This window comes from Vibrio sp. 99K-1, assembly GCF_013114585.1.
Taxonomy (GTDB): domain Bacteria; phylum Pseudomonadota; class Gammaproteobacteria; order Enterobacterales; family Vibrionaceae; genus Vibrio; species Vibrio chagasii_B.
Window position 1 is genome coordinate 141,135 of sequence record NZ_VTXF01000009.1, and the last position, 21,820, is coordinate 162,954.

The window sequence follows — 21,820 nt, forward strand, 5'->3', positions numbered from 1 at the left end:
TCGTCTTTGACTCAGGTTTGATCTGACTTGAGCATGTTCACAAAGCAATTAGATACAAAAAAGCCCAGTCAACAATGACTGGGCTGGCTTAAAAGAATCTGTTTTATATCAATCCCTAATAACCCGCAGTGGACGGTTTGATTCTATATAGGATAGCGAACATCACAGGTACTACTATTAGCGTTAGTACTGTAGCAAAGCCTAAGCCTGCCATGATGGTTATCGCCATCGAGCCGAAAAATGCATCGAATACCAAGGGAATCATACCCAAGATAGTCGTTAGTGCTGCCATAGACACCGGTCGTACACGACTGATCGCACTATCTACAACCGCTAAGTAAGGATCTTTACCTGTCGCAAGTTCACTGTTGATCTGGTCAAGCAGTACGATACCGTTCTTCAGAATCATGCCGCTTAAGCTAAGTAAGCCTAAGAACGCCGTGAAGCTAAATGGCATATTAGTACCTAACAAACCAATTGATACGCCAATGATAGACAGTGGAACCGTAAACCAAATCACAAGCGGCTTACGTACCGAATTGAATAGAAGCATAGTGATGATAAACATCAATAAGTAGCCCATTGGCAATGAACCAAACAGAGACTCTTGTGCATCTTTAGAGCTTTCGTATTCACCACCCCAGCTTATGCTGTAGCCTTCTGGCAAATCTAATGCTTCAACCTTTGGTTTCACACGAGCAAACAAACTTGCTGGTGTTTCATCACCCAGTACATCATGGTCAGCCAATACCGTTAGCGTGCGTTTTCTATCACGACGCTGAATCAGTGGTTCAGACCATTGAAGCTCTACACCATCAATTACTTGTTCAACTGGAATGTAGGTTTGTAGCGACGGGCTCCAAATCTTCACATTGTTTAGCGATTCGAAATCAAAACGCTCTTCTTCCGGTAAACGTGCCACGATAGGTAACATATGCGTACCATCACGCAGTAGGCCGATGTTGTAACCACCAAACGCCATCTGTAACGTCTCGGACAGATCAGTTTTTGAAATGCCTAGGCGACGAGCCTTAGATTCGTTGAACAGCGGTACCAGCTCTTTAGTGCGTTCACGCCAATCGTGACGAACGTTTCGAGAACCAGGGTCAGCTAACAAGATGTCTTCCACTTGTACCGCGATATTACGAAGTGTTTGTGGATCAGCGCCGCTTATACGCGCTTCGATTTTAGATGCTGGTGATGGACCAAACTCAATCAGTTTAAATTGGAACGTAGGTTGTTCAAATCTATTGGCCAAGTCTTTGTCTAGTCCTTCTAGAACTTTAAACATGGTGTCACGGTCAGTGGTTCTTACTTGCAACTGGGCGTACGCTTCGTAGCTCTTTTCTGGTTGGTATGTCAGAGCGAAACGTTGCATGCCCTGCCCAACCGTTGTCGTTACAAACTCCACGTCGTCTTGTTGACGAATGTAACTTTCCACTTTTTCAGTCTGCTTGATGGTTTCACGAACATCGGTACCTTCTGGCATCCACATGTCGACGTAAAACATTGGCGTGTTTGATGGTGGGAAGAACTGTTGCTTCACCATACCGAAACCAACAATTGATGCAGCCAGCAGAGCAACCATGCTCACCACGGTTAACCATCGGAAGCGCAGTGCGAATTTCAGAGACGCGCCGAATACAACAAACAGAATACCTTTGTATGGATCTTCGTTCTCATCGACCTTGTCTTCTTCTTTCAGCATCATTTCTGCAAGGAACGGAGTCAACGTGAGTGCCGTAACCCAACTTAAGAATAATGAGAAACACAACACCCAAAACAGTGAGCCCATGAACTCGCCTGTCGCGTCTTTCGACAAACCAATCGGTGCGAAGGCTGTAATAGCGATAATGGTCGCGCCCAATAATGGCCATTGTGTTTGTGTCACGATGTCTTTCGCTGCTTGAAGTTTAGTCTTACCTTTCTTCAAGCCAACCAGAATACCTTCAACGACGACAATCGCATTGTCCACCAGCATACCCAACGCGATTATCAGTGCACCCAGTGAGATACGGTGCAATTCCACGTTGTTGTAGTCCATCAAGATGAAAGTACCGAATACCGTCAACAGAAGAACTAAACCGATGATCAAACCACTGCGTAATCCCATCGCAAACAACAGTACAATGATAACGATCGCTACCGCTTCAACTAGGCTGATTAAGAAGTCAGCCACTGATTTATCGACTTCTTGCGCTTGGTTGTAGAAGTAGTTCAGTTCTACACCTGCTGGTTTAATGCTTTCTAGGCGATCAAGTTCAGCATCGAGTGCTTTACCAATCTCAACCACGTTTACGCCTGAAGAAAACGCTATACCTAAATTAATTGCAGGCTTACCGTTATACGTTAATACATTGCCTGATTTTTCTTGAATACCGCGAGTCACTTCGGCAACGTCTTTCAATCGAATCAGATTACCTGTATCGCGACCATGAATGATCAGGTTTTCTAGTTCTTCAACCGTGCTCAATGTGCCGTTTGGCTTGATTGTTAGACTTTGACCATTCAGCATCACCTCACCTGCAGATACCACACTGTTTTGTTGTGCTAACAGTGACGTAACCGTCGACATATCTAGGTTCAATGCGGCTAAACGTTCCAGTGACATCTCGACAAACAGTTGTTCTTGTTGGTCACCGGCAATACTTACTTTACCGACACCGTCGACCAGTTCGATTTCACGCGTTAGGTAATCGGCGTACTGTTTAAGCTCAACGTAGTCATAGCCATCACCGGTCAGCATGATCATCACACCGAATACGTCACCAAAATCATCGATAATCTGAACGGAATTAACACCACTTGGCAGAGTTGGCTGTAGATCGTTTATCTTTCGGCGCATTTCATCCCAGATCTGGGGCAGCTCGTCGGGACCGTAGTCCATCTTCATGCTGACCATAATTTGAGACATACCATTCGATGAGGTCGATGTGATCTTATCGATATAAGGCAACTGTCGTATCTCTTTCTCAAGTGGATACGTCAGTTCCTCTTCAACTTCCATTGATGTAGCGCCAGGGTAAGTTGAAATAATCATGGCATCTTTAATGGTAAAAGCTGGGTCTTCTAAACGGGATAGATTACCAAAAGAAGTGACACCGCCAATGGCTAAAATGACTAGAAACAGCCAGCTAATTACTTTGTTCTTTATTGAATATTCTGCGATGTTCATTCTGCTTTTCCTGACAATTTGATTCCGTCACGGAGTTTTCTTAGATTTGAATTTACGAGTACGTCACCTTGTTCGATACCATGAGCAATGAGTGCGCCGTGGCCGCTAACCTTTTCGACTTCAACTTCGCTCTTGAACGCTTGGCCGTCTTCCATTTTCCAAACGTAAAATTGATTCGCTTCGGAGCCCGCTTCTAGCGTCGTCATAGGTAATTGGTAGCCCTGAACATCGCTCAAGCCAGCCTTTGCCATATCGACATTCACGGTCACGCTCGTACCCGGCAGAATTTCATTTTCAGGTTGTTGCATCTGCATCCAAAACTCATAAGTGCGAGATTGCGGGTGCAGTTCGCTTGTGTGTTCTAGGTAAGTCAGAGGGTATTGGCCAGAGTGTCCACCGAAGGTTGCTTGTGGACGGTAGCTGCTGGAACGCATGTCTGGGCTAATCGATGCTAAGATCGAATCCGATACTTGAATACGCACGTAAACTTTATCGTTCTGATACAAGCTAAGTAGCGTTTCTCCTGGAGTCGCGTTTTCAAAGCGTTCCTTGTCTACCGTGGAAACCGTACCTGAAAATGGTGCGAGCAATTTGGTGTAACTGAGCTTACGCTCCGCTGCTGCTAAATTTGCCGACGCAAGCTTGTAATTAGCCGTCAATTGATCGTGTTCAGATTGCGACAACATTTTGCTGCCAAACATCTCAGTACCACGTGCGAGTTGTTTACTGGCTAGCTCGAACTGGGACTTTGCGTCAGTAAGGTCTTGAACGTAAGTAGCATTATCTAACGTTGCGAGCAGCTGCCCTTTTTCTACTGCGTCCCCCGCCTCTACGGTTACTTGTTGAATTTCACCAGCCAGCTTAAATGACAATGGTGTGAGTTCTGCAGGCATAACCTGACCGTTAAAGCTTCTATACTGATCGGTCAATGGTGCGCCGACTTCAAAAGTTGACACCAACAAAGGCGGCTGTTCGCGATGTTGGATTTCATTATTACAGGCCTGAAGTAACAACGCTGATGCAACAACCACTGATAATTTAGAAAGGTTCATTAAATACCACCCTCACGTAGCCATGCTTTTACTTGTTGTCCTTCAGATAAAACATCGACACCTGCTTCTACGATTAAGTCGCCCGAAGACAGACCATCAATCACATTACCTTGTTTATTCAGAGTGACTTGTACCTTAGAAATCAATTGCGAATCTGGGTTGTAGCGCCACAACTCACCATGGTCCGTGTCTTTGCTCAACCAAGCTGAATCAACAATACCGATACCGTAGTCCGATCGGTTTTTCTGTACTTCCACTTGCGCTGTCATTCCTGAAAGCAGGTTGATATCTTGAGGCTTTTCGATGGACACAACCGCTTGGTAGCTGTTGGTATCTTCGTCGGGCTGAGTTGATATCTCTTTAAAGCGAGTTGGGATACGAATGCCGCGGTGGCTATCCATCACAACCCACATGTTTGAGCTTGTTAGATCTTGAATCGAACGGTCTTCGAGTTTTGAAACTGGAATAGAGAACGTCACATCCATTTCGCCGTTGTTCAAAATGTTTAGAACTGGCTGTTTCTCCGCAATTAGCTGATATTGCTTACCAAATACCATCGATACCACGCCATCGAAAGGAGCAACTAATGTCGTGTAGCCAAGGTTTGTTTTTGCTTGGTCCAATTCAACTTCAGCGGCAGTAAAAGTGTTAAGGGCTTGGTCGTAATAATCGGTACTCACAAGCTTTTTCGAGTACAACTCCGAAACCTGCTTGTATTGACTGTTCGCAAGGTCAAATTTCGCTTGTGCAGCATCAACCGCAATTCGGTAATCCGTTGCATCTAACACGGCTAAAACTTGGCCTTTCTTAACTTCTTGTCCCATACGAACATCGAAAACTTCGATATCGCCACCCACTTGGAATGACAACGCAGCACGATCTGTCGCGTCGACCTTTGCGATAAAGCTATCAAGATCAACATCCGTCTGTTGGGGGATCTCAAATAACTTTACGGGCTTAATCACCTGTACATTTTCTTCTGACTGAACCTTGTTACACCCAGCCAAAGAGCCTGCGAGTAACAGCGCGGCGATCACTGCACCTACCTGCTTACTTGTTTTGGCGTGAATAGACACCTTGGATTGCATGTTGCGTCTCCATTTAATTATTATGATTTACTACACAGGTGTGCAGTATATTAAAAAACTGCAGATTCACAAGCTTTACTTTCCACCTGTGCAGTATTTTTTATTTCAGTAAAAACAGTGTAGAATGTCGTAATCGGATAAATGTGTGAAATGAAGATGACTGAAAAGAAGCAAGGTAGAAGAAGCGCAAAAGACGCTGAAGAAACTCGATTTCAAATAATGACTGTGGCTGCAGAGATGTTCTGTGACTCTGGTTACGAACGTGTTTCGTTGCGTAATATCAGCGAAAAAGCTGGTGTATCTCATAGCCTCATTCGCCACCATTTCGGTAGTAAAGAAAAGATATGGCACGCAATAAGTGATTGTTTACATGTGTATTTTCAATCTTACATCAGTAAAATCATGCAGGAATTGCCAAAAGGTGTTGCACCGAATATTTCGATCTATTTGTTTGCCATGCGTCTGTTTACTAACATGATCCATTCTCGAAGACCAATGCAGCTTCTCTCAGATTCTGTACGTCAAGAAGACAACCTCGTTGACTACTTTATCGATAATGTGGGCGATCTTGAGTATGAGATAAACATGCTTGCAGACCAATACAACAAAGCGAATCCGGAAAAAGCCGTCAATATTTATGAAATTAAATGGCAAATGATTATGTTCGCGAACGGCGCAGTTTGCCTAACTCCCTTCATGGAAAGTACCTGGAACGAAGGTGATATGGAGGCAACGGCTGAAGAAGCGCTAATGAAACACTGGCAGATGTTCAATAAACAAATGGTTAATCAATTTGCTATTGAAGAAGAATGGGTACTTAACCCGAGCACTCTAGAAGAATTAATTTATGAAGTGCCGTGCGAGTGGAAATGTAACCCAGAACACAACCACGACTGACATCAATTCCAGGCAAAAATAATTTGAACGATAAAAAAATGCGCCGTTACATCATTCATGTAACGGCGCGTTTTTATTGGAAAGGTTCAGAAAGCCCGGTTATCGGCGAGCCTTACCGCGATTTTGGTGAATCTTGAGCTTTGCTTTCATTTTACGCTTTTCTGCTGAACGGCTTTTACTACGACCACCTCGCTCAGGTGACACATCTTGCTCGGGGCTAGGTTCAAAGCCCTTTAGCCACTCTTGAGGTAGACGTGTATCGAGTAGTCGCTCAATTGCGCCCAGCAAGTACGCTTCATCGTGGCTCATAAGAGAAATTGCAAGGCCACTATTCCCCGCGCGGCCTGTACGACCAATACGGTGCACATAGTCTTCCGCTTTGTAAGGCATATCGTAGTTCACCACTTGTTCAAGCTGCTGAATATCGATGCCACGGGCAGCAACATCGGTTGCGATAAGTGCTCTTACTTTACCTGATTTAAAATCGTCGAGGGCTTTTTGGCGAGCACCTTGGCTTTTATCCCCATTGATTGATGCCGCTTTAATCCCATCCAATTTAAGCTCTTTAACCAAAGCATCTGTGCCCTGCTTCGTCTTAGTAAACACCAATACCTGTTGCCAGTTATTTGAACCAATTAAGTACGCTAGTAATTCGCTTTTGCGCTTCTTATCGACTGGGTAAACCATCTGTTTAACCGTCTCAGCAGTGCTATTGGTTGGTGTCACTTGAATTTCACTTGGTGACTGCATCATGCGGTGCGCAATGGCTTTGATTTTGTTGTCGAACGTTGCCGAGAAAAACAGAGTTTGTCGCACTTCATTCATACGCGAAAGAATACGTTTGATATCTGGCATGAAACCCATGTCTAGCATGCGGTCAGCTTCATCTAATACCAATACTTCTGTTTGGCTCAACATGATGTTCTTAGTGAACATGTGGTCTATCAAACGACCCGGAGTCGCAACTAAGATATCGGCACCTGCACGTAGGTTATCGGTTTGGACCTTCATGCTCACTCCACCATAAGCCACTACCACTTTAAGGTCTGTGCCCTTTGCGTAGCTAGTTACGTTATCAAATACCTGTTGTGCAAGCTCACGCGTTGGCACTAAAACCAGAGCACGAACTAACTTAGGGTTTGGAATAACGTTATCTTTGGTTGCGAGTAATCTTTGAATAATTGGCAAGCCAAAAGCCGCTGTTTTACCCGTACCCGTTTGAGCACCAGCCAGCACATCTTTGCCCTCTAATACCAAAGGAATCGCTTGTTCTTGAACACTGGTTGGAGCCTTAAAATCAAGCTCTGATAGCGTAGCAAGTAGATGCTCAGACAATCCTAGTTGGTTAAAAGATTTCGTAGATTCAGACATAGTATGATGCTTAAAGATTAAATAGGCGCGGATTGTAGCAAACCTGCATTACGCTGTTTACCTTTCCTTTTGATTTTTCTGTAATTGGAGTGCATTAAACTCGTTTGCTTCCTTCAAAACCATGGGATAAAGCTCATTAAAGTGACACTGCAACGTATCATAGTGACTTTCTAAGTCAGCATAGCACGCTTTAAGCAGACCGAGCTTTGGCCTTCTCAACGCCATTCGTTGTAACACCATTTCTATGGATGACATCTCTTGATAGCTCTCTAACCACCTCTGCTCAGCCATTTTTTGGTGAACAGTAATGAAGTGCTCAGGCCAATGTGGCTCTTGGTTTTCAAAGATCTGCTGATGGCTGTCGGAGCAAAAATGGTCAAGTGATTGTGTCGAGAACTGAGCCCAATGATTAGCTAAGCAGTGGTCCCAGAATACATCGAGTGCAATAGGCGCAAAGCGTTTCGTTTGATTTGAAAAGAGTGATTTAGCAGAACGAGAAACCTCGTGCCTATCTGTATAACTGTCTACAAAGCGATGAAGTCGAATTCCGTCGGACAGCGAATCTGAATAGTGTTTATTTGGGTCGCCTTTCACAAAATCACCTAACAAGTTTCCTGCTAGGTTGCTCTTACAGTGTTTGGCGATATGAAGGTGTGCGAGAAAGTTCATTGAACCTCATTAAAGTGTCGAGAACTAAGTAACATGGTAAACGTACTTGTTTATCTTCGCGAACTTTAATGAGGATAGCTTTTGGTATGACGAGTGAGCGAATCAGATTTGCTCAGTATAAGAATTGAAATGAAACGTTAGTTAGAAGATGTAAAAAGCTCTTCTGCTAACTGTTTAACTGTCTGTTCGTAGTCAGATAAATCAATGCCAATTTCCATAGCATCTAACAGCTCAAGACTTTCGTCATTATAAGATTGGTCACTCATTGTGCCCCCTCTATTCCTTGGTGTGGACGTGTTGTCCAATTAACTAGTGCACCATCTTGGACTTATATTATGTCACTTTGATGAACGCACTCTACTCTACCCATTCCATATTTATAGCTTGAAGCTACTCGCGATCATCAGCGCTTATCTACGCTAAAGGGGTATACGCGAACGACATATGTACTGCCACCTTACACCAAGTACAACAAATTACTCTATAAATTTTGAAGCAGATCATGGTCAAACGTTTGCTTCACCCTTTTAAGTGCCTAGACCCAAAATTAATGTAAACACAAATTTACACTGGATATTTTTAATTACATTAGATGTTGCATTTGGAATTAAACTCAATCAGAATACTTCAAAATCGAGATATTCTTTGGGTTTATGCGCTTAAGCTAGAAGAATTACAATGAAAACACACTCTAACGTAAAGAATTATATACAATGAATAAATCAAAGGTTTTCGGTAGTACTTTGATCATTGCAGGCACAACGATTGGTGCTGGCATGCTCGCTCTTCCTCTTGCTTCTGCAGGCATTGGCTTTTCAACTTCACTTTTCTTGATGCTTGGTTTGTGGGCATTAATGGCGTTTACAGCATTATTAATGGTTGAGCTTCACCAATTCGTGGAGTCCGACGCGACCCTACACACACTGGCTCACACGATTTTAGGTACTAAGGGGAAATGGATTGCGAGCTTCGCGGTTATGTTCCTGTTTTATGCTCTATGCGCAGCTTACATCGCGGGCGGTGGTGCACAGTTTAATCAGCGTATTTCAGATATAGCGGGTATTGAACTGAACGGTCAAGTCACGACTTTACTCTTCACACTGCTAGTAGCGGGCGTTGTAACCATTGGCACACACAGTGTTGATAAAGTAAACCGCGTTTTATTTGGTTTGAAACTGATCGCTATGGTTCTGGTACTTAGCTTCCTAGCACCAAACATCACTTCTCAATACCTATTGAGCATGCCTTTACAGCAAGGCCTGATCGTTGCAGCTATTCCTGTCGTGTTCACGTCTTTCGGCTTCCACGGCAGTATCCCTTCTATCGTAAGATACCTAGATGGCGATGTACGCTCGCTACGTAAAGTAATGATCATCGGCTCTGCTTTGCCTTTAGTTATCTACATTTTCTGGCAAGGCGTTACTTTAGGCGTTGTAAGCCAAGAACAATTACTTTCTGACACTAGTCTAGGTGCCCTATTGGTTTCGTTGTCGCAAACGGTGCACCAATCAAACCTTAGCGTCATCGTAGGCGTATTTGCCGACCTCGCTCTTCTCACTTCATTTATCGGTGTGAGCTTGGGTCTATTTGAATTTATGGGCGACTCATTAAGCAATAAGCTAGGTAGTGCAAAACGTGTTAAGACTGCGATTATCACTTTCTTGCCTCCACTTGGCTTTGCACTGTTCTACCCGCAAGGCTTTATCATGGCGTTAGGCTATGCAGCAATTGCACTCTCAGTGCTAGCGATTCTGTTGCCTACCGTGATGGTCTATAAAGTACGTTACACAGATTTCACGATCAACACTCAAGACACCGCTGCAGCCTACCAAGTGCTAGGTGGAAGCAAGGCGTTGTTTTTAGCAGGGAGTATTGGTGTATTTATTATTGCGATTCAAATCCTTATATCAGTAGGGTTATTACCTTCACTGGGCTAATAACGGGTTACGCGAATGATATAATTGATCGAGATCTCATTAATGACATATCCATATCATTAGTTTTCACAATTACTCGGCTTACATCACATTTTTATTGAGGTCGGTTATTTAGAGTCCACGGTAAAGGATTTACCGTGGAGTTTTTATGAAAGAAGTACAATTTCGAACGATAGACAAGCTGTTTATCAAAATGTCTATCAACGATAAGTTTTGGGTTATTTTCTTAATCTTTTTCGCTGCAGTAGCAAGCTTATCTGGCCTCAACTATGTCAATAAAATGGAGCAAATTGACACTAGTGCAAAACAACAAGCCGAATACCAATTACAAGGCATTTTGTCAGCCTCAGATATCCCGACTAGCGTAAATGGCGTTACCCAACAATCAAACCCTCACGCTACAACGATTTCAGACAAAGGCGTTGTTACGGCAACGGCAATCGGTACCGATGGTAAATACTATTCACTTACCCTTCCTAATTACGATACTCAAGACCAAAAACAGCAAGCACTGTACACTTTATTACTCAGCTTTTTATGGTGTGTCCCTTTCGGTCTTTTCTGCTACTGGGTTGCCACTTTCTTAGGTGGTGCACTTTGGGTACTTTATACAACAACTCAAAAGATTGGAGATGGCGATTTAACCTCTCGACTCGGCTTCCACCCAGGACGTGATGAGTTTGGAACGATTGGCTGCGCACTTGACCGATCAATGGATACTCTGACCGAACTGGTAAACAACGTTAACCAAAGCGCCGCAACGCTTAGCGAAACCTCTTCTTCTTTTGAAACTGAGATGAAGCGCAGCGAGACACAAATTATGAGTCAAAACGCTTCGCTAGACTCTGTTGCAACAGCAATGGACCAGATGACAGCTTCTGCAAACGAAGTATCTAACATTTCAGCACGTTCGACCGAGCAGACGGAGCAAGACGCACAACAAATTAACGACAGCCACGCGAAGGTACAACAAGCAATTTCAGAAATAACTACCCTGTCTTCTTTGATCGAGCAAACCTCTTCTTCTGTGACCAGCTTGAATGTGAATACCAGTCAAATAAACGAAGTGATAACCACGATCAATGCTATCTCAGAGCAGACAAACCTACTCGCATTGAACGCGGCCATTGAAGCAGCTCGTGCGGGCGAACAAGGACGTGGTTTCGCGGTGGTTGCTGATGAAGTACGAACGCTGGCTAGCCGAACTCAATCCGCAACGGTAGAGATCCAAGCTATGATTGAGCGTTTGCAACAAGAAAGCCAAAACATTGCAAAGATTACCGAGCAAACCGTCGATCAAGCGCAGACCAGTAGCCAGTTGATTTCAAACATCGGCGACGACGTAAACTCAATTGCTGATTCCGCACAAGCGCTAATGGACATGAGTATTCAAATCGCCACATCTGCTGATGAGCAAAGTAACGTAGCGAATACCATCGCCGCAGAGCTCAATGACATTCGCAGTCAATCCGATGTAATAAAAGAAGTCGCTCAAAACTCATCGAACGGTGTATCAAAGCTAACGGACGCATCGATTACCCTATCTCAGACTTTAGCGAGATATCGCACTTAACCTAACGAAGATGAGCGTCATGGCGCTGGAAAATAATAATCGCCAGCTTCTGAACTAGAAAAAATTGAAAGCAAACTAAAAAGGACTCGCTATGAGTCCTTTTTTAATAAAATCCACCAATGTCATTACATTTACCATGGGTACTAACGATGAGATTATCATTACCATGAAGCAAGTCGCAAAGGAGAGAATATAAGGGAGCAAAACTGTCTAATAAACGAGCTTAGGAGTAATCTAGCTATACGGGTCTTTTTTCGCTTACCCTCTTGCTGCAGGTGACACATAATGAATAAAACAGAAGCACCAAACATCGAAGACGTGACATGCCCTTTATGCCAACATGACGAATATCTACTCTCGGAAAGTGGAGAGAAGTTTACTTGCGCATCCTGCGGATTTCACACAAAACAATTTAGTAAAGTACTCAGCCTTCAATTGGGCGCTAACTCACCAAAGCTGCAGAGCTCGGTTTATCACCACTTGAGCAGTGCTTGCCATTAATCCAAACGGAAATTTCTTCCAAACTATAGATATCCTGAGCCGCCAGCTCTGCTGTGTCGGCTTTTGGGTCATCACTTAATGTCTCATCTACATTCGGTCTTAATCTGAACGACTGAATACCCGCTCTTACACCTGCTTCAATACCTTTCAAGGTATCGTCAACATAAATACACTCATTAGGTAAAAAACCCATATTCATTGCGGTATACATGATCAAGTCTGGCTCTGGTTTCCAGCTGTTTGCATCAAACGCCGAAAACACTTTCCCTTTAAAGTCATCAAGCATACCTGTCATTGCGAGAGAAGATTCAACTCTAGATTTCGGCGCATTAGAAGCAATACAAAATTCGATGTCTTGATGTTTGAGGAATTCAATCAGTTCGATAGCACCATCCATCGGCTTCAAGTGACGTTGGAACAAGGCTTCTAATTCAGTGCGATATAAAGGTTCGAGTGTATCAATAGAGATGGATAGACCAAGACGAGCCTGCGTGTCCATTAAAATATCTGCTAGCTTCCCGCCTTGAAAGTGAGCGTAGCAGTCGTTGAGGTTTAAGTTGGCCCCAAATTCGCTGAAGACATTGACTAAGGCTTGGCAGCACAGCTTTTCACTGTCGATAAGCGTGCCATCGCAATCAAATATCACACATTTAGTCTGTTCTAACCGCATAGTTCTCTCACTCAGATTCAATCCAAGTTTTATCCTATAGGGTTCTTTCAAAGTGAGGGATGACTGAGGTAACAGTTTACGGATGCATGCTTATTTCTCTTCGCAAAATATGCAGCAGATCACCTTCTGAGTCGCCATAAGCAACAGTTTTCATCAAATTATCAGCAGGCTCACAGTATCAATGCCTGAAAGCTTTACAAATAACTGAAGTTAATAGGAGAAAATATAAATCTTAGAATACAAAAATCGTTGTACGAAGTATTAACTGACTGCCGACTCTGCTTCGACTTTGGATTTATCTTCTATCGTCAAGGTATATTCAAAAGCTGCGGTGTCAGGATAGGCATCTCGTATCGCGACAAACTCTGGTAAATGCTTCAGAAGTAACTGAGTCAGGTTAGGATCAAACTGATAGCCGCATTCTCGCTCAAATAAGTCTACAACCATATCTAAAGACCATGGCTCTTTGTAACAACGGGCGCTCAGCAATGCATCAAATACATCCGCGACCGCAGTAATACGAGCAAACAAGTGGATTTCTTCACCCGACTTACCATTTGGATAACCGGCGCCGTCCCAACGTTCATGGTGTTCATTGGCAATAATCGCCGCTAGGTTAGTAATATCACCTGAACCGCTCTTCAGCAAATTGTAACCCGCTGTGGTGTGAAGCTTCATTACCTCCCACTCTTGCTCGGTTAGCTTACCCGGTTTGTCGAGAATAGACTCTGGAACCGAGATCTTACCGACATCGTGCATTGGGCTGATGATCTCTATCATCTCGACTTCGCGGTGACTCAAACCGCTGTGCTTGGCTAACAATGCTGACAACTTAGCCACGCGTTTAACATGATTGCCTGTCTCGCCTGAACGTGTCTCAATGGCCTCACCTAGTACATGAATCATCTCTTTTTGGACATTCAAAGTTTGCTTTTGCAGAGACAGAATGCGTTTGTTCTTTTTCGCTAGCTCTTTCTTTTGGCGTAAAGTGATGAATTGCATCACGATAATCACGGACTCTTCAGGCAACGCGCTTTCGCTTAAACCGTATTTCCGAATCGCGTCGTAGTTGAAAACGAAACGTACGTTATCACCTGGGACCAAAGAGCTTTTAAAACCCAGTGGTACATATTTGTCGAGAGCATCGACAGCCTGTTCCCCCATGCTTTGTGAGTGGTTCACATAGCCACCTAGAACGTCCCCTAAAATATAAAACTGCCAAAGAGCGAATACGGGCGCTGCACTCGCCTTAGATAGCGTCTCAGCAATTTCCGTATAAGAGTGGTAAACACCTTGGGTTAGCTCTGTATTGTAGTGGCTGATTAGCACGGCATCGTCAGGAGAAATGTTTTTCAGGTATTGGCTGGCCTGCTCCAGTGTTTGATTATTGATTTCAACTAAATTGATTTGTGGGAAGCCCGCCATGACTTTATGAACTTCTTTACGGATCAGCTGAGACGTGACACTGTAATCATTTACAAAGTATAAGTTCTTGATATTAGGGCGTAGTTGAGAGATAAGCTCGATATTAATATCAATATGATCATTCTCATAAAGCACGGTCGCTTTATCACTCACCGCATACATGTCGGTGCTGAGATCATTGATACCGACTGCCACTACTGGCGTCGAACGGTCAATAATAGAACTCAATGATTCAAGGAAGTTGGCAGCGTTATCATCTGTCACAATAACCCCCTCAAATTCATAATCTGAATATTTGGCTTCGAAGTATTCGACTAGAGAGTCATAGTATTGTTGGCTGTGGATACGCTTGGTATCTAGGTGCTCAATAGAGAGCTTAACTTCGCTTTGAGATTGCTTAAACGCACTATCGATGCCCTTTTGGAAATCCGCGGTCCATTGGTAGGAAGGTTCGTAGGAGTGAAGAACTAGGATTTGTTTAACATCCCAGTCATTAGCATAAATCACAGGAGAAAAAGCGCTAACACACAATACAGCGATTGAGATCAATAGCTTGTACATACCGAACCCTTTTTAAAAGACGGTGTATTGTACTCAGATTAACGCTTTCTCAAAGGATCTTTAGTTCTCGAACCATACTTTATCGAAAGAACCTTGATCTTGTGCCCAAAAATCATGTAACTGTTTAGCAAACCCGACAATATTTTGATCGTCTTGGTTAACAATATCCGATATTAACACTTCATCTTCACTGACGGTCACAATCGCACTCGCCACTACGTCACCGTTTTTAGTGCCGACATATAAGTCATGCTCATCTGACAACATGATTTGGCTCAGGAACTCCAAGATATTGGCCCTTTCGGCTTCATCTTGATACGCACTAGCTTGGTTGAGCGAGAAAAGCACCGTGAGTTTGTGAAAATCAACTTTGTGCAATTCATCGATGTGTGAGGGAGTTTGAGCTTGCGGAAGGAGTTGGTAAGTTTTTTGGGAAAGTTGTTTTTTATAGATATCTAAACCTAGAAGGCTCTCTTTTGCGGGGTATGCAATGTCGAGTTGGCTAAATAACCATTGATTTTTCTTTAATGCTATTTCAGGTATTTCGTTATTCATTCTTTTAGTACCTACAGTTAGTATCCCCAAATATCGCAGTTATTTGGAAGACATACGGTCGGCTGAGGCGCCGAGCTACATGCAGAGAGCATACAGAGCATCACCAAGGCCAACAAGTACTTTAAATGCTTCATATTTTTCATTATCCAACAACATCCTTTAAGAACTTAGCGAAAAGCTCTACACTCGTATTCAAGCTTTCAATTTTCCTTATAGTAAACAGAACTATACAAATAAAAAGGACTTCTTATGAAAAAAGCCTTAATAGCAGCCGGTATCATGACAATGTTAGCAGGCTGTTCGGACAACGAGGTTGGCGACGTATCTTTAGGTTTCTTCACAATGAAGGACATTAAGATGTCATCTTTAGACGATGACAAAATTCCAGGAGTGACTTGTCACATCGCTTCCATCGAGGCAAACCTCAGCCTTTCTGATCCAAGTGACAGCTCTATTTCTTGCCGCCAAACGGGTGAAATCACGCCTGGAATGATAGCGAAGATTGATAAGAGTAAATCAGGTGAAGTGGTGTTCAAACAGTCGAAAAGTATCTTCTTCAAGACCATGAAAGTTCGCCGTATCTACGACGCTGAGAATCAATCTCTACTCTACTTGTCTTACACAACGAAAGAGACTGAAGGTAGCTTCAAACATAGCTTGTCTACCGTTCCTCTATGGGGCACAGAGGCTTATGTTGATCCTGCGACACTAGTACCAACAGAATAATCAATACGAATCACCTGTACAGACATTGTGCAGGTGATTCAAAATGTAATAAAAATGAAAGAAACAGAAACAAAATGTGATATCATGCGGCAAAATTTTTTCACTGTATTTTTCATATGAAGTTTCCTGGACAGCGTAAATCTAAGCATTACTTTCCAACTCACGCACGTGATCCGTTGGTCAACCAAATTCAACAAACACCTAAACTGCACCGCGCAACGATCGTTGGTGTCGGTCAAACGATTGTTGATATCGAAGCCCGTGTTGACAGCGCGTTCCTAGATAAATATGAGCTGAGTAAAGGTCACTCACTTGTATTGGAAGAAAGTAAAGCCGATGCGCTGTATGAAGAGCTTGTAGAGCGCGGTTTGATCACGCATCAATACCCAGGCGATACTATCGGCAACACACTCCACAACTATTCCGTACTTGCAGACAGCAAATCTGTGCTGCTTGGCGTAATGTCTAAGAAAATTGAGGTTGGCTCATTTGGTTACCGTTACCTATGCCGCACTTCTTCTCGTATGAACCTAAACCACCTACAAACTGTTGATGGTCCGATTGGTCGTTGTTACACGCTAATCACCGAAGATGGTGAGCGTACGTTTGCTATCAACGAAGGACACATGAACCAGCTTCTTCCTGAAAGCATTCCTGAGAAAGTCTTCGAGAAAGCATCAGCGCTTGTCGTGTCTTCATACCTAATGCGTGGTAATCCTGAAGATCCAATGCCAAAAGCGGTACAAAAAGCGATTGAGTATGCAAAAGCGCATAACGTGCCAGTTGTTCTTACACTCGGTACAAAGTACGTGATCGAAGGTAATGCTGAATGGTGGCAAGAATATCTGAAAGAGAACGTGACCATCGTTGCGATGAATGAAGACGAAGGTGAAGCGTTAACAGGCGAAAAAGATCCACTTCTTGCAGCGAACAAAGCTTTAGAGTGGGTTGACCTAGTACTGTGTACTGCTGGTCCAATCGGCCTTTACATGGCAGGTTACACAGACGAGCTAGCAAAACGCGAAACTACGCTTCCACTATTGCCAGGTAATATCCCTGAGTTCAACAAGTATGAATTCAGCCGTGCAATGCGTAAACAAGACTGTGAAAACCCGGTAAAAGTGTACTCTCACATTGGCCCATACCTTGGTGGCCCATTAGAGATTAAGAACACTAACGGTGCTGGTGATGGCGCACTTTCAGCTCTGTTACACGACATGGCAGCAAACAGCTACCACTTCGTTAACGTACCAAACTCAGAGAAACACGAGCACGCGTGTCTAACGTACTCTTCACTGTCTCAAATTTGTAAGTACGCAAACCGTGTAAGTTACGAAGTATTAACACAGCACTCTCCTCGCCTTTCTCGCGCATTACCAGAACGCGAAGATAGCTTAGAAGAAACATACTGGGATCGTTAATCCACGTTACTTATTACGTGAGTTACCTTTCCTATCTTAAAGGGCTGCGATATGCAGCCCTTTTTGTATTCAGCGTAAATGTGTGCACTTAATGCAAAATCAAATCGAATATTTTGCTCATTGAAGATTTGATCTCGCGCAATGACTCTTCAAATCTGTTATCTTCCAGCACATAATTCCTGTGGTTTGCCTTTACTTAGCAAATTTATACAGTACCATCGCCACGCAAACGTTTACGTACCACCTTTCGGTTCTGATATAAGGATCAAATATGCAGTCTGATATCGATATTTGTCGCTCTACTCCCCTTAAAAACATCAGTGAGGTTGCCAAGCACGCTGGCCTACAAAACAATGAACACCAGCCATTAGGGCAATATAAATCGAAGGTGTCTCTCAAATCACTTGAACGCTTGTCAGAGAAACCTGACGGAAAACTGGTTGTTGTGACTGCGATTACGCCCACACCACTCGGTGAAGGTAAGACAGTAACGACCATCGGGTTAGCGCAAGGGCTTGCCAAGATTAACCAATCAGCAATGGCGTGTATTCGCCAGCCTTCAATGGGCCCTGTATTCGGTGTTAAAGGTGGTGCGGCTGGCGGTGGTTACTCTCAAGTTGCGCCTATGGACGAATTAAACCTTCACCTGACTGGCGACATTCATGCCGTAACAGCCGCTCATAACCTTGCCTCTGCAGCGATCGATGCACGTTCCTATCACGAACAACGTGAAGGCTTAGAAGCTTTTGAGGCGCGCTCTGGCTTGAAAGCCTTGGATATCGATTCCAGCAGAATTGTTTGGAGACGTGTACTCGATCATAATGACCGCGCATTACGTATGATCACGGTGGGTAAAAACGAATCTGATAAAACGGTCAACGGTTATGAACGCGAAGACGGATTTGATATCTCAGCGGCCTCAGAGCTTATGGCTATTTTAGCACTGGCCGATGACCTTCAAGACTTACGTCAACGTATTGGTCGGGTTGTTCTTGCCTACAATAATCAAGGTCAACCTTTAACCGCAGAAGACTTTGGTGTCGCTGGTGCAATGACAGTGACGATGAAAGACTCCATTGAGCCGACATTGATGCAAACGCTTGAAGGCGTTCCAACCCTAATCCACGCCGGTCCATTCGCAAACATCGCCCATGGCAACTCATCAATTATTGCCGATAAGATTGCGCTAAAACTGAGTGACTTTGTGGTGACTGAAGGCGGTTTTGGCTCTGATATGGGCTTCGAAAAAGCATGTAATATCAAAGCCAAAGCTTCCAATAAGAAGCCCGACTGTGCGGTAGTTGTTGCGACATTGCGTGGGTTAAAGGCGAACTCAGGCTTATATGACTTGAGACCTGGTAATCCACTACCAGATTCAATCTTCAGTGATGACCAAGATGCGCTAATTGCTGGTTTCGAAAACCTAAAATGGCACATCAACAACGTTAAGCAATATGGCGTGCCTACTGTTGTTGCCATTAACCGATTCCCACAGGATTCAGAGCAAGAACTCGCTACGTTGAAACAGATGATCACAGAATTTGATAGCAAGGTAACAGTAGAAGTCAGTGAAGCGTTTGGCAAAGGCGGTGACGGTGTCACTCAACTCGCTCATGCCGTAGTCAAAGCATGCCAGAGTGACAGTGAATTTAAACCACTGTATCGAGCAGAGCAAAGCTTAGAAGAGAAACTGATGGCGGTTGCGGAAATCGGTTATGGTGCGGCGAGCATTACCCTATCCCCTCAAGCGAAACAGCAACTGGCGGAGTTTAAACAGCACGGCTTTAACGAGTTATCTGTATGCTTAGCAAAAACACCACTTTCTATTTCAACAGAAGCACAAGTCAAAGGGGCACCAAGCCAATTTGACGTTCCTGTCAGGGAGCTAAAACTGTGTGCGGGTGCCGGATTTATTTACGCTCTATGTGGCAATGTAATGACGATGCCTGGATTACCAGATAAACCAGCATTCATGTCGTTAGACATTGATAGCAATGGAAATATTGTTGGCCTTAGTTAGACACCTTTATCCAGATAAATATCGAAAAATCGAGATTTAAACGCTTCTTTTTTCGGAACGAAAGTCTATATCGAGCAACCGTTTTGTTGTTGATGGGTTGCTCGATAATCAAGCTTAATTGCACAAAGTTGCAGTAAAACCACGATAATATGCAAAACTTGTCTTAAGTTCTGGGTCAAGATCACATTAAAAACCCTATAAAATATATAGTATTGCGCTGATTCTTTGAGGACAGTGATGAATACAAGTATAAAAAAACTAGTCGGCCAATTTCTGTGCACCGTATTTGCCCTAGGATTAGTCCCTGCCCTTTATATCAACTCTGAATTAGACAGAGTAGAAGCCCAGCACTCGTTAAACATTAAGCAATCTAGCCAAAACCAAATCGAATACAGCTTTCATGAGCTAGCGGTCATCGTTGAGCAGATCTCCGATTCAGTCCCTTCTATAGCTGAATCAAAAACACTTCTGCGTGCAATCAACGAACCATCGACCGTTCATACTGAAGCACTGCAAGATCTTTGGGTTATGTTGGCTCGCGGTCAGAAGTACTATTCTCAATTACGCTATCTTGATTTAGACGGGAATGAAGTCTTCAGAGTTAATTACAAAAATGGTCAAGCCAAGGTCGTACCCACGAACGAACTTCAAGACAAATCGTCCCGTAACTATTTTGAGGTGCTCAAACAATTAAAGGTTGGCGATGTCAGTAGTAAAGGGATTGATCTAGAGGTAGAAAATGGCGAAATTGTTCGACCTTTAGTACCGGCGCTTCGCATCATGTCACCAGTAGCTGATAACAACCACATCATTGGTTACTTCATTGCTAATCTAAATATGCTTGAGATTTATAAGCGCCTTCATTATCAGATTGGTGATTCTTCTGCCGTCCCAATCATCCTTAACAAGACGGGCCACATCATTATGGGTCCAGACCCTTCTGAGTCGTTCGGCCATGTAATTGAAGCGCGTTCAGAACAAACCTACGCCAAACAGTACCCAAAACTTTGGGCAGCGATACAAGACAACACCTCTTCTAGCTATTTTGATGGTAAAAACTGGTATTTTCACGCCGATATCAGCCCGAAGATCAAACAGTTTGAAGGCCCTATCTACATGGTTCTTCACGTCGAAAATCAACAGTTTAATAGCCAATATCAACGCGAAAACCACGCCATTGTTGTACAGATCGTTACCTTAACGATTTTAATCTCAATGATCTCGGCAGGGTTTGTGCTCTGGAACAGAAACCACAAGAAAAACAGTATTGAAAGCCAGTTAGCAAAAGCCGCGATGAACGGTATGTCTGCCTTAGTAATCACCGACCGTAATAACCGCATTATCAAGGTAAACCAAGAATTTACACGCGTAAGCGGCTATGACTTAGAGGATGTTAAAGGTCGTCAACCATCGATGTTTGCGTCCGGTCGATACAATGAAGAGTTCTACATTAAAATGTGGGGCGTAATCAAAGAGAAAGGAATGTGGGAAGGTGAAGTGGTCAACCGCCGTAAAGACGGGTCGTTAATCACCGAAATACTTCGCATCCAAACCATCAAAGACGCTAAAGGTGTGATTCAGTTTTATGTCGCATCGTTTGTTGATATCAGCAAACACAAAGAGCTTGAGAACAAACTTAGAAACTTGAGTGAAAAAGATGCCTTAGCGGGATGCTGGAATCGACGTAAGTTTGATCTTGAGCTGCGTGACGAATGTTCTCGTATTAATCGTTACCCTACCCGCGAGCACTCTTGCTTAGCGATTTTGGATATCGACCACTTCAAACGAATCAACGATAGATTTGGTCATGACTATGGCGATCGAGTGATTCAGACCGTTGCTCAAGTATTGCAACGTGAGTGTCGTGAAACTGACTTCGTTGCGCGTATTGGCGGTGAAGAGTTTGGGGTTATTCTGCCTCACACCACAACAAAAGAAGCTGACTACGTACTTAATAGACTGCGAATTGCGGTTAGCCTTGAGCTAGACAGTATTGTTACCGTCAGTGCCGGTATCACCAACCTAACGAGCGATCCGGCTCTCAACTATAAATGTGCCGACTTGGCGCTATATGAAGCGAAAGCCGCGGGCCGTGATAGCGTATGTTTGTTCTTAGACACAGAGATGAGTGAAATCGCCTAGCTCCAAAGCGTCAGCTAGGCAACCTTCTTGGTTCAAT

16 protein-coding genes are annotated in these 21,820 nt (G+C 43.6%); 7 read left to right on the top strand and 9 right to left on the bottom strand.

What is annotated here, in order from left to right:
* Positions 1–115: 115 nt before the first annotated feature.
* Genes F0228_RS09475 through F0228_RS09485 form a run of 3 tightly spaced genes read right to left on the bottom strand, consistent with a single transcriptional unit; the run spans position 116 to position 5,315 of the window.
* The gene (locus F0228_RS09475) at positions 116–3,175 is read right to left on the bottom strand and encodes an efflux RND transporter permease subunit (protein WP_171762147.1); all 3,060 of its coding nucleotides are present in this window, start codon (positions 3,173–3,175) and stop codon (positions 116–118) included.
* The gene (locus F0228_RS09480) at positions 3,172–4,227 is read right to left on the bottom strand and encodes an efflux RND transporter periplasmic adaptor subunit (protein ID WP_171731869.1); all 1,056 of its coding nucleotides are present in this window, start codon (positions 4,225–4,227) and stop codon (positions 3,172–3,174) included. Before F0228_RS09480 ends, F0228_RS09475 begins: the two co-directional genes overlap by 4 nt.
* The gene (locus F0228_RS09485) at positions 4,227–5,315 is read right to left on the bottom strand and encodes an efflux RND transporter periplasmic adaptor subunit (protein WP_171762148.1); all 1,089 of its coding nucleotides are present in this window, start codon (positions 5,313–5,315) and stop codon (positions 4,227–4,229) included. The genes F0228_RS09480 and F0228_RS09485 overlap by 1 nt, the downstream gene beginning before the upstream one ends.
* Positions 5,316–5,465: 150 nt before the next feature.
* On the opposite strand from F0228_RS09485, the gene F0228_RS09490 reads away from it, so the two are divergent.
* The gene (locus F0228_RS09490) at positions 5,466–6,212 is read left to right on the top strand and encodes a TetR/AcrR family transcriptional regulator (protein ID WP_061030981.1); all 747 of its coding nucleotides are present in this window, start codon (positions 5,466–5,468) and stop codon (positions 6,210–6,212) included.
* Between the two features lie 99 nt (positions 6,213–6,311).
* On the opposite strand, the gene F0228_RS09495 is transcribed toward F0228_RS09490, so the two are convergent.
* The 3 genes from F0228_RS09495 to F0228_RS25950 form a co-directional block, all read right to left on the bottom strand.
* On the bottom strand, positions 6,312–7,583 hold the full coding sequence (locus F0228_RS09495) for a DEAD/DEAH box helicase (RefSeq protein ID WP_171762149.1): 1,272 nt from the start codon (positions 7,581–7,583) through the stop codon (positions 6,312–6,314).
* Between the two features lie 57 nt (positions 7,584–7,640).
* Positions 7,641–8,252 carry an ACP phosphodiesterase gene (locus tag F0228_RS09500; protein ID WP_171762150.1) on the bottom strand — a complete coding sequence of 204 codons (612 nt, stop codon included), beginning with the start codon at positions 8,250–8,252 and terminating at the stop codon, positions 7,641–7,643.
* A gap of 137 nt (positions 8,253–8,389) precedes the next feature.
* Entirely contained in the window at positions 8,390–8,518 is a 129-nt protein-coding gene (locus F0228_RS25950) for a hypothetical protein (protein ID WP_008216938.1), read from the bottom strand.
* A 447-nt stretch (positions 8,519–8,965) separates the two neighbouring features.
* Here F0228_RS25950 and F0228_RS09505 point away from each other — a divergent pair, with 447 nt between their 5' ends.
* Positions 8,966–10,189, top strand: coding sequence for an aromatic amino acid transport family protein (locus F0228_RS09505; RefSeq protein WP_061030984.1), 1,224 nt, complete (start codon positions 8,966–8,968; stop codon positions 10,187–10,189).
* 148 nt (positions 10,190–10,337) lie between these two features.
* Positions 10,338–11,762 (top strand): methyl-accepting chemotaxis protein, encoded by a 1,425-nt coding sequence (locus F0228_RS09510; RefSeq protein WP_061030985.1) that lies wholly within the window; start codon positions 10,338–10,340, stop codon positions 11,760–11,762.
* A gap of 442 nt (positions 11,763–12,204) precedes the next feature.
* Here the strand turns inward: F0228_RS09510 and F0228_RS09515 are convergent, their stop codons facing one another.
* The 3 genes from F0228_RS09515 to F0228_RS09525 form a co-directional block, all read right to left on the bottom strand.
* Positions 12,205–12,933, bottom strand: a complete 729-nt coding sequence (locus F0228_RS09515; protein ID WP_061030986.1) for an HAD-IA family hydrolase — start codon at positions 12,931–12,933, stop codon at positions 12,205–12,207.
* A 261-nt stretch (positions 12,934–13,194) separates the two neighbouring features.
* Positions 13,195–14,919 carry an HD domain-containing phosphohydrolase gene (locus F0228_RS09520; protein ID WP_171762151.1) on the bottom strand — a complete coding sequence of 575 codons (1,725 nt, stop codon included), beginning with the start codon at positions 14,917–14,919 and terminating at the stop codon, positions 13,195–13,197.
* Between the two features lie 60 nt (positions 14,920–14,979).
* Positions 14,980–15,474, bottom strand: coding sequence for a hypothetical protein (locus F0228_RS09525; RefSeq protein WP_116870684.1), 495 nt, complete (start codon positions 15,472–15,474; stop codon positions 14,980–14,982).
* Between the two features lie 249 nt (positions 15,475–15,723).
* Here F0228_RS09525 and F0228_RS09530 point away from each other — a divergent pair, with 249 nt between their 5' ends.
* From F0228_RS09530 to F0228_RS09545, 4 genes are all read left to right on the top strand, one after another.
* Positions 15,724–16,200, top strand: coding sequence for a CreA family protein (locus tag F0228_RS09530; RefSeq protein WP_171762152.1), 477 nt, complete (start codon positions 15,724–15,726; stop codon positions 16,198–16,200).
* Between the two features lie 116 nt (positions 16,201–16,316).
* Positions 16,317–17,621, top strand: coding sequence for an inosine/guanosine kinase (locus tag F0228_RS09535; protein ID WP_008216948.1), 1,305 nt, complete (start codon positions 16,317–16,319; stop codon positions 17,619–17,621).
* Between the two features lie 271 nt (positions 17,622–17,892).
* The gene (locus tag F0228_RS09540; RefSeq protein WP_171762153.1) at positions 17,893–19,641 is read left to right on the top strand and encodes a formate--tetrahydrofolate ligase; all 1,749 of its coding nucleotides are present in this window, start codon (positions 17,893–17,895) and stop codon (positions 19,639–19,641) included.
* A 237-nt stretch (positions 19,642–19,878) separates the two neighbouring features.
* On the top strand, positions 19,879–21,783 hold the full coding sequence (locus tag F0228_RS09545) for a diguanylate cyclase (protein WP_171762154.1): 1,905 nt from the start codon (positions 19,879–19,881) through the stop codon (positions 21,781–21,783).
* The last annotated feature ends 37 nt before the right edge of the window (positions 21,784–21,820 follow it).